The organism is Pelagicoccus sp. SDUM812002 (assembly GCF_031127835.1).
Taxonomy (GTDB): domain Bacteria; phylum Verrucomicrobiota; class Verrucomicrobiia; order Opitutales; family Opitutaceae; genus Pelagicoccus.
The window spans coordinates 64,694-78,115 of record NZ_JARXHX010000022.1; the positions used below are offsets into that span (position 1 = coordinate 64,694).

Below are 13,422 nucleotides of genomic sequence, written 5' to 3' on the forward strand. Positions count from 1 at the left end.
TCTACGCGAATTTGAATTTCTTCGATGCGGGACAAATCAATTCCGGCGTGGGCGGCACCGGCACCTTCATCTGGCGGATGGGGTACTTCGACGAAGACTTCTTCGGGGACTGGGCGACTTACGTGGCTCAGGAGGAGGGCTTGGATGGAGCCGCTGCGGAAGCCCGAGTGGCGGAGATCACTCAGTATCCGGAAAACTTCGCGACCTACAACGACTCGGTCCTAGGAACGAGTACGCTTGAGGCGGAAGGGATCGAGCTGCAGGTCATCTACAACCCCACAGCTAACCGGAAATTCAAGTTCAACGTAGCCCAGCAAGAAACGGTGTTCAGCGAAATCGCTCCTGAATACACAGCGTGGAAGGAAGAGCGCGTGGCATTCTGGAAGGCCGCTCAGTCGGACGCCGTGCCTGTCGACTACCAGAGCTACTGGGACTACGACAACGACAATGCTCCTTTCGATATCGGTACGCGGCAGTTCTTCTTCACGACGACTCTAGAGTTCTAGAACACATTCTGGAAAACGAGTAGGTTTTTGGAGGCCCTTCTTTTGTGGGGCCTCGATCTTTTTGTGACGTCAGCCTTTGTATTTTCGAGGCGAGGGGAGCGAGGTTCCTTCTGGAGGGCGGGACCGGGTGAATTCCGTCCCTACAGATGCTCGGTGCGCCGCCTAAGTCGTCCGTGCGGTGACGGTTCATTTGGATGTGCGATTTGGGCTAAGCAAGGCTTTGGAGTTGATCAAGAGTGTGATATGGCTTCGAACATGAATCGCCGCACGTTTGTCTCTTCCCTTGCTGCAGCAGGAGCTGTCGCCGCTTTGCCAAATAGATTAATGGGTGTCGTTGGGAGGCGGCCCCGAGTGGGCTTGATCGGCTGCGGCTGGTTTGGGAACGTGAACCTAGATTCGATGGCTAAGGTCGCGGAGCTCGATATCGTTTCGCTTTGCGATCCGAACAAGCGAATGCTGGCTTCGACGTTGGACTCGGTAAAGGCAAAGCAAAGCAAGGTGCCGGACACCTTTGCGGATTATCGAAAGATGCTAGCGTCCAATGAGCACGATATCGTGATCGTTGGCACTCCGGACCATTGGCATGCCCTACCGGCGATCGAGGCGATGCAGGCTGGGGCTGACGTATTCCTGGAGAAGCCGATCGGCGTAGACGTCCTGGAAGGGGAAGCTCTCGTGACGGCAGCCCGAAAGTATGATCGAGTGGTTCAGGTCAACCTGCAGCGGCGCAGAGATCCGATCTTCGATGAGGTGCGTGAGCAGTATTTGGATACGGAACGACTGGGTAAGATCGGACTCGTGGAGTGCTATTATTACGGGGGCGGCAATGGTGATGTGGTGGCTCCGGTGAGCGTGCCGGAGCATCTAGACTATGACCTATGGGCCGGACCGGCAGAGAAAGTTCCCTACGTCCCGCAGATCGAATCGCGCGGGTGGCGCATGTTTCAGGAGTACGGCAATGGCACCATAGGAGATATGGGGGTGCATATATTCGATCTCGTTCGTTCAGTGATGGGCTTGGGCTGGCCTGACTCGATTAGCTCGACGGGTGGGCGATTCGTTTACAAGAACGCGACGTCTAACATTTCGGATACACAAAAGACCGTCTTTCACTATCCGGACATGGACGTGAGTTGGGAGCACCGTCATTGGGGAGCGTCACCGATCCCTCAGCGACATTGGACGGACCAATGGGGTGCTCGTATCGTTGGAGAGCGAGGAACTTTGAATCTGACTACCATGAGCTACGCGCTCCAAGAACAGGGATCAAGCCGTCTCGAGGGGCGGCATCTGCTCTCCCGCACGAACGATCTGGAAAATTTGGACTTCGATCGTTTTAACGCGGTCGTGGGTGGGAACCAGGACGGGCACTGCCTTGATTTTCTGACGGCTCGGGAAACGCGCTCGCGCCCGCTTTCCGATATCGAAGAAGGGCACATCTCAAGCGCTTGCTGCATCTTAGGGAACGTAGCCTTGGATCTCGGTCGCCCGATTGCCTACGATCCAAAGACCCGTAAGGTGGCTGACGACGCGGAGGCGACCAGCAGGTTAGCCCGTTCCTACCGAGGCGATTGGACGCATCCGGATCCTGCCAAGGTTTAGGTGGCTGGCTGACGAGGGAAGGAAGAAGCTTGGAGTCGCCGCTGTTGGCGTAGCTGCGAACGTTGAATCGGGTCTGCGCTGAAGCTTCCGAGAGGTCTCTTGTGATATCAGCCTGTGGGGTGACGGCATCGGCGAGGAACTCGGACCCTTTGGTCGTACGCTTCAAGGTGAAGGCGCAAGGCCGACAACGACGATGCTAATGGTCAGTACAGCGATGAAACCGAGTGCGATTCGACTCCCGACGGTCATTTGAGATATGTTCATTTGTGAGTGAGCTATGTCCAGATGGACGTATCGTCGTATTTTCCATGGCAGCATGGCCGCTGGGTGCGCCGCGGCTCAGGCGCCGCATGTAGGCGCAGCCAACACCTCCTGCGGGGGAAGCGACGCCCAAAGGGGCTGTCAGGGCGAGGCGATTGGACGCCCCAGAACTGGCTGAGGCATTGGCGCTTGGCTTAGGGTCTGTATCAAAAATGATCATACACCTTAGGGTCTGGAGCGAACTTCAATCCCACTAGTGATCAAGTTCTCTTTGCTGGGGTTGCGGAGGCGAAAGCGCTTGCCTAGCGGATCGGTTTCGCTTGGGTTTTGAGATTCCACTCCTCTTGTTTCCACGCTCCCCTTTATGCGGATTCTAATCTTCGCCTTGCTGTTTCTTGTTCCGATCACTGGCACTTGTAATGTTAATTTAGGTACGCTGCCTTGGCCTTTGGCTGTCGAAGGGGAATCGCCGGATCCGCGGGTGCGCTGGGGGGCGTTGGAGAACGGGTTTAGGTATGCTCTCTTGCCGACGGGCAGGGAGCCGGGGAAAGCCGCGTTGCGGCTTTTCGTTTTCGCGGGATCGTCCCACGAAGGAGTCGGCGAGCAGGGCTTTGCCCATTTTGTGGAGCACATGGCGTTCAACGGATCTGAGCGGTTCGACTCGGAATCGCTGCGGCGTTTTTTTGAGTTGAACGACTTGGCTTTTGGTCCAGATGCGAACGCCTCGACGAACCCGCAGAGAACGCAGTACACGCTAGATTTTTCCGAGGCAAACCTGGCGAAGATAGAGAAGGGGCTGACTTTTTTCCAGGACGTCACGCGCTCGCTGAAGTTCGACCCTGAAGAGGTGAGGCGTGAGAAGCCGATCCTGCTCAGCGAGCATCGGATACGCCAACCCGCGAGGATGGAGTGGGAATCGAGTGTGAAGCTTAGGTCGCGTTTCGCAGGCGTTCCCGAAAGGTTCCACTCGAGCACCGGGACGGTGGAAGACATCGAAGGGGCGGAGCCAGCGACTTTAAAAGCGTTTTGGGAACGGCACTACCAGCCGCAACGCATGGTTTTATTTGTGACGGGCGACTTTGATGTCGATGCGGTGGAGCGCTTGGCGAAACGCTACTTTTCTGGTTTGGAGGCCGCGGGGGAATCTCCGCCCTTGTGGGTCTATCCGGACTTCGAGCCACCCATGGAGTGGCGAGCGAGAAAAGTGGATTGGGATCACCGGAAGACGACCGTATCGGGCTACTGGTATTCACGCCCGTATGATTTCCTCGATTCGCAGGACCGTCGGGCGAGCCAGGTGATTCATTTCGGCACATCGGCTGTTCGAGAACTGAGCGGAGCCCGGACGTTCTGGAATCGCTTGAGCGTCGAGCAAGGAATGTACTCGTATCGGAATTTTGATTGGCGAGGGATGGTCCCTATCATTCAGCGCAAGTTTAAGCGAGCTGCTCGGTTTGGCTTATCGGAGAAGACGTTCGAGGAACAGAAAAGGCAGTGGCTTCGTAACCTGGATTCATTGGGCGTGCACGAGGATCGGGAATCCTTGCAACAGTTGTGCGTTAGCTTCGAGAAGTCGCTGGTCGAGAGAAAGCCCTTTGAGTCGGGGCGCTACCGTAAGGACCGCTTGGAGGCGTTTCTCGGAAGTATGGCGCAGGAGGAGGTGAATCAGGCGTTGCGGGACGAACTGGATCCAAAGTCGATCGACTACGTAGTGCACGGGGACGAAACGGTTCGGGTGAAGCCTCTGCAGATCCTCCGTCATGCGAAGGCGGCGCAGTGGGTGGTTGCGAATCGAACGAAGGACCGTCGTGGTGAGAATTTGAATGACTACCGCGATGGTTATGAGGGTTCGACAGAAGGCGTAGTTCTGGAAGCCTCGCAGAAGGAAGTGAAGGGATATCCGCTCGCGTCTTGGAGGTTCGAGAACAATGTGCGCCTCAACGCTTTAAAGATGGGTGAAGGAGTGGGCGAGGCAAGGGTGCGTCTCACGTTTGGAGCTGGCATCGAGGGAATGGATCAAGTGTATCCAAATTCTGGACCTATGGGTACTTGGATGATGGAGTCGATGGAAATCGCTCGCTTGAAAAAAGGATGGGAACGTCGTTTCCGCGAAAACGCAGGCGTAGTGGGCACGAGCTATAGTACGGAAATGCGTTATTTCTGCATCGATTTCTCCTTAGGGAAAAATGGCTCACTGTCTGAGGTTTTTTCCTATTTGGCTGAGTGGCTGGAGGAAGGGCAGATCCCACGCAAGGAGTACCGTCGTACAGCGCAGCAGCCGTGGGAGCTACAACCGGTCAGCGACTTCACCTTCGCGGAAGCCAACCTGTTGGACGCAATCGTAGACCGCGATTGGCGTCTGATCTTTGCGGGCGAGGAACGTGACTATGAGGGGATCGATAGAGAGGTATACCGTAGTTGGTTTATGGATGCGGCACGAAATGGTTATTGCGAAGTTTCGGTGGTCGGCGGAATTGACGCGGAGGATGTCCTTGAAGCGGCGACTGCGACTTTGGGTACGATCTTGAAGCGTCGGGAGGCTCCGCTGAAGCGGTTGGAAGCCACGAAAGTGGAGTATGCGCACGAAGATGGATATTATTTCATGGTAGAGAGCTCCGGCTCGTCTGTTGAGGAAAAGGCTTTTTCGCTGGTTCGTCTTCCTGAAAGCGAAGGTCGAATAGGTGAACAATTCGCCACCGCAATGAGCGAATTTATGGACGCGGAGATGGAGCGCATTCTCAGGGAAAATTTGTCAGCAAGTTATATTACGAATGTCAGTCCCGTGGGCGATTTAGCGATACCAGGCTCGTTGGGATTGATAGCACGACTACGGTCCGCACCGGGAGAGGCGACTGTAGGCGCTCTTCAACTACAAACTGCGATAGCGGAGGTCATGAAACGAGCACGCCGAGAACGAGTGGAGGAAACGCTGCTTCCGCTTGCTGCGAAGCAAATAGATAGGTGGAACGACCTGGATTTTATCATCGAGGTGGCCGGAAGCGCGCAACGCGACCCGAACGACCTCGAAGCAATCTTGGCTTCTGAGGCGTATTTATTTACGGATACGTTTTGGGAGGATTTTAAGAGTAGCCGCCGATTTTTCGAGAGAGATAAAATTGTGCCTTTCGCGTACTACCCTTTTGGTTCGGAGCAAAGCTCCGAGGAGGAAGGGGCGATCGGACGCGCGCGTCGTCGGGCGATTGCAGCCGCCGCGGCGCGTTACAGACCGAGCTTGCAGGACAGAGATCCAGGGAAGGTTGTTTCGAAGGTCGACCATGAGGTGGCAGGGAGAGAGTACGTGGCGGCTCGGTTCGACAATGGCACTCGCCTTACCGTGATGCCATTTAAAGATGAGGGAAGCGAGAGGCTTGTTAAAGTAACTATCGATTCGGGCGCGACGAACGAAGACGTATTATCCTATCTTCGCTGGGTGGCGCGCTATCGGGCCTTCGCAAATTCGTTTGCGGAACGGATCAATGCATCCAACAAAGCGGAACAGCGGATGAGGCTAGACGCAAAGGTGGTAGTGCAGCTTTACCATGAGCGCTTTCTGGAATTCGTATTCGTGGTCGAGTCCGATACGGCGCTCGAACGCGTTTTGAGCTACGTTACGGAATACATTGAGACTGCGAATTTTGAACGTGATATTATGGAGCCTCTGGAAGGCCTCTTTGAGAAAGGCTCCTTCTCCCCTCTGAGTGTCGATGGGATTCGACGGACTGCGTTTGACAAGCTAGCAGGCGGTTCTACGGATGAAGAGGCGACGTTGTCGGGAGCGGAAGCGAGGTTGCTTTGCGAGGAAGCGGTCAAGCGGCTCTCCGAGGGAGTCAGGTCTGGCTACCTTGAAGCAACCATCGTGGGCGATGTGAAGGAGTCGGCGGCACTTGAATCGTTTTCCCGAACCTTGGGGACGCTGACGGAGCGGAGCGAAAGCCTTTTTGATCCGGGCGACAGCAAAGCCTTGGTGCCGCCGCCCAGCAGTTCGCCGCAGATTTGCGTTTTGCCGGGCAAGGAGGAGGCGTGCGAGCTCCTGATTTTTTGGCCGGTGGCGGCGGAGAGCGGTGTGTACGAAAATACGGCGGTCCGCGCCTTGGGTTGGGCACTGCAAGATTTGCTTGCGGAGCGACCGCATATTGGAGGGGTGGATTACGAATCGCTTCTTATCGACCGCGCGTGGCTGAGTGGTGAAGCTGGCCCTCCGAGCTTGCGACTCAGCGTGAAGTGCGAGCGCGGCGAGTTAGACTTGATCGCGAAACGCCTGACTCAGGAGTTGGTAGTGATTGCTTCTGAATTTGATAAACAGGGGGCTCAGGAAAGCTTGCAGCGCTATCGCGCGATTCTTGAGCAAGAGTTGAAGCGGAGCAATGGCTTGGCGTTACTGCTTCGGTTCGCGCAAATGGAACCCGAAAAGCTAACCAAAAGTTTTTCGAAGGAAACGTTTGTCGGGTCCGATTCGTTTTGGACGATGTTAGATCGGATGCGTGGAGAGATCGTGAATGAGGCCCCGTTGATCCTGGCTTTCGTGCCTGAGGAGCGGGACGATTCTGTGGAGGCGAGCGACTCTCGGTGAGTCGTGCGAAGTTCAGCAAACGAGCCTACTGCTCGGTGTTAGTCCGTGCCGTGCGTCTACGAGCGTTTAGAGTCGAAACAGCAGCCTACTTTCTGGCGAGAACGATGGGGGTTTGTCCGGCTTCGACCAGGCGAAGAAGTCGCGAAGCTCGGAGTAGCTTTCGAGGGGCACGACCATATCGTTCTGCATGAAGGTCCGGGTGTAGATGAATTGGGTATCTGTTTTTATCGAAACTTGTATTTATCTTGTAACTACAGAAGTCGGTTTCGATTGTTTTTTTCGAGAACGAATTCGTCTGGAGCATAGCCGAGGGGCGTGTAGATTTTGGCAGTCTCTTCGAGCATGCTGGCCCGTAGTCGAACGGGAAGGGTGCGTTCCATTTCGCTGAAAGGCTGTCTACGATACGACCGAGGATAGCGGGCTTGAAGATCATGAGCACATTTTGCATCTGCTTGGCATAGCCTTTGAATCCAAAATAGATGGTGATTTGGTAGGTCCGGTCGCCCAGCAGGTGGTCCTCTTCCTGCAGGACCTTTAGGACAGGGCTGGGGTTGCCGCTGGTGGCGTAGCGGTCGTTGATGCTCTCGAGGTATTTCTTGCGGTCGAGGGTGCTGACTTTGCGCCACTTTTGTAGCTTGTCGCGGAGTCGCTAGACTAGAGGACAAGTCTGGGGCGGATGAAGCGTTTTCCGCTTTTAAATAAGGGGATTATGGATACGTATTTAACGAGCTTATCCGAGTCCACTGCAAGTGTCACCTCGAGTGGCTCCCACGTTATCAGATCGTGGGAGTGTTCGAACTGGAATTGGCCGGTGTTCTTTGAGAAACGGTGGACGGTGTAGACGAGGTGGGCCTGCGCGTCGAGGGTGAAGGTGGGTTGATCGGGGATTGAGGACTTGTCGGTGGGGTCGCTGCCAAGAAATCGCTCCATGAAGGTGTCAGCCCAGTCGCCGTCGGGATTGGCCGTGGTGGAGTAAAGATCTCCCACTGCCTCCCAATAAGATTCGCTTTCTATCTGAGTAAGGGCTTCTAGTAGTTGTGTGTCGAATACGGTGTTGGTATCACGATCGAAGACGCCAGAGCCGTGGTTTCCGAGCGTACCCGTATCCCAGTAAAAGGGGAGAAGGCCGAGTTCGTTGGCCTTCTCGGTTAGGTAGTCGTGGTAGTAAGCGCGTGAAGCGAGGTGGAGCTCGAGGTACCCGCCGGTGAGTGTGGAGCGGCGGATGGCGGCGAATTCGCCGAGAAGGACGGGGATGCCTTCGTCCACGAACTTGCTTTTCATCCGGCCGAAGAAGTCGTCGAGCACGGTTTCTTCGCCCCAATTGGCGTTGCGAGTGAGGTCGGTGGCGGAGTGGTAGTTTTCGCCCCAGTAGTAGAACTGTTTTCCCCAGCTCTGGTCCTCAGTCATAAGGGCGAAGTTGTAAGGGGTGTAGTAGTGCACCTCTACCATCAAGCGATCCGGCACGGTATCGGTGGGGAGCGTATTCATGAGCTCCTCGGTTCGCTCGATATCGGTGATCGGTCCTTGTACCACTAGTACGCGGTAGGCGTTGCGACCGCCGGTGGCGCGAACGGCGTCGACGAAGGTTTGGTGGTAGGCGTCGAGCACGGCCATTTGCTGGGCATTCTCCACGTGGGGTTCGTTGGCGCTGGCGAAGAGAAGGCGTTCGTCGAAGGGGCGTAGGCGAGTGGCTATTTGTTCCCAGAAGGCCCTTTGCTTGTGGTTGTTGGCCGCTTGTTTTTCCGGGGTTACGTTCCTTTCCAGCCAGCCGCCATCCCAGTGGACGTTAAGCAATACGTAGAGGTCGGCGCCGATGCAGTATTGCACGACCTCTTCCACGCGATCGAGCCACACAGGATCGATCTCGGCGGTATTCTGGTTCGAATACTGGTCCCAGCTGCAAGGCAAACGTACCGCTTGAAATCCACTCTGCTTGACGAGCTGTATCAGTTCTTTGTTGACGATTGGGTTTCCCCAGATCGTTTCTCCTGTCAACGGGTTCGGAGTAGCTCCCTCCCACCAGGTCGCCTCCAGGGTGTTGCCAAGATTCCATCCGGCTTGGATTTCTCCGGCGATCTGAGGAGCGACCTTTTCCATGCCGCTGTAGTTTGCAGGCATAGGGTCCGTATTGTAGTTTGGATACGGAGATTCGCTCGATTCGGCGAACGGGATCACAGTGAGCTTGATGCAAAAGAGACAGGTGACGAGCGTCTTGTGAGCAGAAAACATAAGATGACTTAGGTGCGAGGGGTACGGGGTGCAGGGGGTACGTTCTCGGCTGACAATGGTTCAGTGTAGCGTTAAATCAACTGAATTGATCAAGTGACTTGCGGTTGGCTCTCCACCGTTTGCCGCTACCGGCTAAGTCATTAGTGAAGTGGCCTCGCTTTCCGCGGCCACATCCTGCCCAAAGGTTCGTGCCTAGAGGCCGGTCTTGTGGGCGAGGACGGGCGGTAGCGCTTCGATGGGGCGAAGCTTCATATCCTTGTACTCGACCTCGGCGGCTTCGGATTGGATTTGGATTTGGCCTTTGGTGAGGGGGGTGCCGTTTTTGTCGAGAGCGTCCGAGAGAGACATGACGATCTTGCCGTTGACCACGTGGATGGCTTTGTCGCCGTGGACGTAGAGGTCGAGGGTATTCCACTGGCCGTGAGGGGCGTCTGGCTCCACGGCGGCGTGCAGGTAACCGGTCCAATCTTCGTATCTTCTTCCAATGGCGTAGACGCTTTTTCCCTCGCTCTCGCTGAACGGAGCCTTGGCTTTGACCCCAGCGAGCGTGATGAAGTCGCCGAGATCAGACTCCTGGACCTGATATTCGAGGCTGCTTTTCCAGACGCTCCAAAAAGCGCCGTGCTCGCCGTGGCAATGGTAGAGGATGCCGCTGTCGCGTTTGCGCTCAAGGCGCGGCTCCCACTTCTTTTCGCCCCAGCGCATCTGAGTGGAGAAGTGATAGTTTTCAAACTCCTCGTGGGTGGTGATGGCGCCGTAGATCTCACCGGTGATGTGAAGGACGGTTTCGCCGTCCTTTTGGTAGGTGGTGAAGATTCCCTTCGGATCGTTGCCCACCCCCATGGGCGTGCCCTCGTTCACATTGTCGCTTTGATAGGTGCCTTCGGGGAGTCCTTGCACGCTGCTGTGGGGCACGCCGATGAAGGTTTCCCACTGGCTGAGCGCGGGATCGAGCAGGTCGATCCAGCCGGATGCGGCGGTTGGCCGCACGGAAGTTTGGTAGGCATGGGGAAAGTCGTCCGGCACGGGGATACTGACCTCTCCGGTAGCGGCCCACTCGGTACCTCGTTGCAGGGTAGTGATGAAGCTGACGTTGTTTACCGCGGGCACGGTGTGGTCTTGGTTGGCGCCAACGTGACCAAGAGTGGAGTGGAAAACGCGGCCCTTGCCGTAGTCGATGGTGAAGAGCAGGGGCTCGTTGTAGGGAGAGGAAAAGCGGACGGCGGGGTTGGCGAAACCGGTAGCGAGTATGGTCATGTTTTTAGCGGGTCCGCGCAGGCGGGAGTAGACTTCGTCATCAGCGTGCAGCCACATCTCTGGCAGTCCGCGCATGATGGGGTGCTCGGGGGTGCGATTTGTCATGATAAAATCATGACGGGCGGGATGGAAGGCGCCGCCCTGGGTCCCTTCCTCGTGCACGGCTTGGCACCCCTGCCAGTGGACGCGGGGACCTGAGGCGTCGTTTCGTCCGCCACGCATTTCGGGATTGTCCGGATAGAGCGGCGGTTCGTGGAGGCCTGCTCCGCCCCAGCCGCCAAGGCCGATCATTTCGTTGAATTCGGTCCAGTGCGGGAATGAGTTGTCCGTGCCGTGCACGACGACAAGCCCTCCTCCGTTTTTCATGTATTCAACAAATGAAGACTTCGTTGCTTCCGGCCACTCTTCGCCTTCCCAGTCCATGACGATGACGTCGTAGGCGGACCAATCCGGAGCGAAGCCCTCCAGGGATTCGCCGGTTGGTGTAGTGACCACCTTGTCGACATTGAAGACGCCGGCGTCTTTCAGGTGCTTTTCCATGGCGGCGCTGTTGCCCTTCCAGTTGTGGTACTTGTTGGAGCGGCCGGTGAGCAGCATGACGTCGATGGACTCGTCTTGGGCGAAGGTCGCCAGTGGCGTTGAAAAGGCAAGGGCGAGCGCCGCGAGACTCAAGAGGGATTTTCTCATAGTTCAGTTCGTTGGGGGGATATCTAGGCCCGAGCAATTGAAGAATGGATCGGGATACAACAATGAGATGACTAAAACGGTTTACTCCTGCAAGGAAAGCCGCGCTCAGTCCTTAAACTGCCCGCATCTATACCAGAGAACGTGATGATGGCCGTGCCTAAGGCCGGGAACTGCGTAGGGCGTCTGAAAACGCAGTAGTTAGGTCTTTCGCCGATCGGATGGTCTCATCTACCCGGAACGCTTCTTTGGCTTCCGGCCAGTCTAAATCCGTTTCGATCAGATCGAGTTGATGCAGCAGTTTCCCGAGTTGGGCGGGGAAAAGTATTTCCCGTGAAAAGGCGAGCGGCTGATCGCTGATTCGGTTAACGTGGCGAAGGAGGCTGGTGGTGCAGTTGTGCCTGAGGGTTGCGTAGAACTTTGGCCTCTCGTTCAGCTGGTTGGCAGCTTCGCTTAGCTCGAGGAGGAGCTCTTTTGCGAAACCAGCGTCCACGTCGAGGGGAAAGGAGTAAACGCGGTCCCCTCGGTGGAGGATGCGCAAGCCTAGCAAGTCCGCTTCGGTCCCGAACAGGTAAAACAGCTCGAGCTGCCGGGCGGCGCCTCCGATCAAGCTGTAGGTTTCCCCCATTTCCGCTCGTGCCTCGATGGAGACTGCTAGGTGTCGGCCGTCTGCGAAGCCGAAGCTCAGCATCACGTGAGCCGCCAAATCTGAATCGCCAAAGGGGACGACGATCGCGTCGAGCTGTTCAAGGGTCCGCAAGTCGTAGACGGTTTGTAGCCACCTCTCTTCAAACTCGGTCTGGGAGTCCCAGCGAAAGTCGCGGAGGTTTTCGACGCGAAGGGTATCTCCCTCGATGATCGACCGCGGCAGCCGAGCGACTTCGGGCCGCCAATCCCTGTCATTTGACGGTTGATGGAAAAAGTATACGATGGCTGAGATCGCGACGAGAATTGCCGCGAGCCCCAGCAGTTTGCGGAGGGAAAGAAGCCATATGCAGGCGATCCATCCAACAACAGCAATGAGGGCAGAAACACCGCTCGGAATGCCGACGAATTGACCGATGAGCACCACCGCAACAAGCAGTGGAAGCTGCAGCGCGATTCGCAATAGAAGCGAGCTGATGGGGCGAGCGAGTTCAAGCTTCATCGAGAAGTGGGGAAGGGTGCTGATTGGGTTCGAGTGCTGGTCAGCCATTTCGGCCGGAGGTGCAATGAATGAGCGCGTTGGCGATTTATATAGGGGTCACGCGGTTGTGTATAAAATTCCAGACCAATAAAGCGCGTAGATGGTTCATCCATCTGTTTGTATTGCTCAACGCTAAGACCCTACCACGAGGCCTAGGATTGGCCTCCACGTCTGAGGTCGCTGACTTCTAAAGGCTCGTTGTGAAAGAGGCGGGCGTTTGCCGAAGTTGTATGCGCCGCCCGGCTGTAGCTTGTTTTCATTCGTTTATATACTCGTCCAAGCTGGATTTGAGCTCCTCAGAGAATCCATTTAGATCTTCTTTGTTCATCATTCCATAACTGCACATCAAAATCATGTAGAAGAACTGATTTGATCTTGAATGTCCGTCCAACTTGTCTGCATGTTTTTACTCCTGGTTGTTGCGAACGGACTCGTACTGCTCCAGTACTCTCCTTATTTCCCCTTGGTCTTTAGGGTTGGGATTCAGACTCACGCCTAGTCTTGCTGCATCTTCTTTTTGCTTCTTCAGCTGTGGACCCACTAGAAGAGTTGGACTGCGTGTTGCCGCCTTATAGATGATGGTCGTAATCTTCTTTCCTTCCATATCTTCTGTATAGACCTTAAGCGGAGCTATCCACAGAAACGTTCTCTCCTTCTGGATATGGATGAAGACCTCAACAGCAGAGTTTTCGCTTTCGAGCTGCGTGGAACACACAGCTCCTGAGACTTCGTCGAAAACTACTCCAGCTTTTGCGCTAATGGAGAGAGCACAAATTGCGATGAACAGGGGTATTATTCGTTTCATGCTTCTTTGGTTCCTCTTTATCTCTACCTCAACGTCGAAGCCACACGACGAGCGCAAGCGCTCGTTATGTGAGCCGTCTGGGTACGCCCGGCATGGGCGTCGACTGATGTGGTTAAAGTCCACTGTACATGGAACCTGTAGGGTATCATCGACAGTGAGAATGAACTAAGAAAAAGTACTAGCCGAAGGCAACTGCGAAGTGGCGACGCTTCGTGGGAAGGAAGCCTTAGGCAAAGCCGCGAGACGATGGACAAGTACCGAGGAATGTAATGACGACAGCGAAGCGAACAACACGTCATAGAAGGCTCAGTGTCTCGGGCGA

At 55.6% G+C, this 13,422-nt stretch carries 8 protein-coding genes; 3 read left to right on the plus strand and 5 right to left on the minus strand.

Annotated features, from left to right (window positions below; all coding sequences use genetic code 11):
- Positions 1–11: 11 nt before the first annotated feature.
- The 3 genes from QEH53_RS20940 to QEH53_RS20950 all read left to right on the plus strand — a co-directional run bounded on the left by QEH53_RS20940 (position 12) and on the right by QEH53_RS20950 (position 6,939).
- Positions 12–506, plus strand: a complete 495-nt coding sequence (locus QEH53_RS20940) for a hypothetical protein (RefSeq protein WP_309025180.1) — start codon at positions 12–14, stop codon at positions 504–506.
- 255 nt (positions 507–761) lie between these two features.
- Positions 762–2,108, plus strand: a complete 1,347-nt coding sequence (locus tag QEH53_RS20945) for a Gfo/Idh/MocA family oxidoreductase (RefSeq protein WP_309025181.1) — start codon at positions 762–764, stop codon at positions 2,106–2,108.
- A gap of 625 nt (positions 2,109–2,733) precedes the next feature.
- Positions 2,734–6,939: a pitrilysin family protein gene (locus QEH53_RS20950; RefSeq protein ID WP_309025182.1), complete on the plus strand. Its 4,206-nt coding sequence runs from the start codon at positions 2,734–2,736 to the stop codon at positions 6,937–6,939.
- Positions 6,940–7,190: 251 nt separating this feature from the next.
- On the opposite strand, the gene QEH53_RS20955 is transcribed toward QEH53_RS20950, so the two are convergent.
- The 5 genes from QEH53_RS20955 to QEH53_RS20975 form a co-directional block, all read right to left on the minus strand.
- Positions 7,191–7,319 (minus strand): hypothetical protein, encoded by a 129-nt coding sequence (locus tag QEH53_RS20955; RefSeq protein ID WP_309025183.1) that lies wholly within the window; start codon positions 7,317–7,319, stop codon positions 7,191–7,193.
- 274 nt (positions 7,320–7,593) lie between these two features.
- Complete coding sequence (locus tag QEH53_RS20960) at positions 7,594–9,168, minus strand: glycoside hydrolase family 5 protein (protein WP_309025184.1); 1,575 nt, start codon at positions 9,166–9,168, stop codon at positions 7,594–7,596.
- A 192-nt stretch (positions 9,169–9,360) separates the two neighbouring features.
- Complete coding sequence (locus tag QEH53_RS20965) at positions 9,361–11,112, minus strand: family 16 glycoside hydrolase (protein ID WP_309025185.1); 1,752 nt, start codon at positions 11,110–11,112, stop codon at positions 9,361–9,363.
- Between the two features lie 157 nt (positions 11,113–11,269).
- Complete coding sequence (locus QEH53_RS20970) at positions 11,270–12,256, minus strand: DUF4105 domain-containing protein (protein ID WP_309025186.1); 987 nt, start codon at positions 12,254–12,256, stop codon at positions 11,270–11,272.
- A 445-nt stretch (positions 12,257–12,701) separates the two neighbouring features.
- The gene (locus tag QEH53_RS20975; RefSeq protein WP_309025187.1) at positions 12,702–13,100 is read right to left on the minus strand and encodes a hypothetical protein; all 399 of its coding nucleotides are present in this window, start codon (positions 13,098–13,100) and stop codon (positions 12,702–12,704) included.
- Between the last annotated feature and the right edge of the window lie 322 nt (positions 13,101–13,422).

What these genes read in the sequence shown, in the direction of transcription:
- QEH53_RS20975 (WP_309025187.1), bottom strand. Translation starts at nt 13,100, where the DNA reads ATGAAACGAATAATACCCCTGTTCATCGCAATTTGTGCTCTCTCCATT.
- QEH53_RS20950 (WP_309025182.1), top strand. Translation starts at nt 2,734, where the DNA reads ATGCGGATTCTAATCTTCGCCTTGCTGTTTCTTGTTCCGATCACTGGC.
- QEH53_RS20945 (WP_309025181.1), top strand. Translation starts at nt 762, where the DNA reads ATGAATCGCCGCACGTTTGTCTCTTCCCTTGCTGCAGCAGGAGCTGTC.
- QEH53_RS20955 (WP_309025183.1), bottom strand. Translation starts at nt 7,319, where the DNA reads ATGGAACGCACCCTTCCCGTTCGACTACGGGCCAGCATGCTCGAAGAG.
- QEH53_RS20960 (WP_309025184.1), bottom strand. Translation starts at nt 9,168, where the DNA reads ATGTTTTCTGCTCACAAGACGCTCGTCACCTGTCTCTTTTGCATCAAG.
- QEH53_RS20965 (WP_309025185.1), bottom strand. Translation starts at nt 11,112, where the DNA reads ATGAGAAAATCCCTCTTGAGTCTCGCGGCGCTCGCCCTTGCCTTTTCA.
- QEH53_RS20970 (WP_309025186.1), bottom strand. Translation starts at nt 12,256, where the DNA reads ATGAAGCTTGAACTCGCTCGCCCCATCAGCTCGCTTCTATTGCGAATC.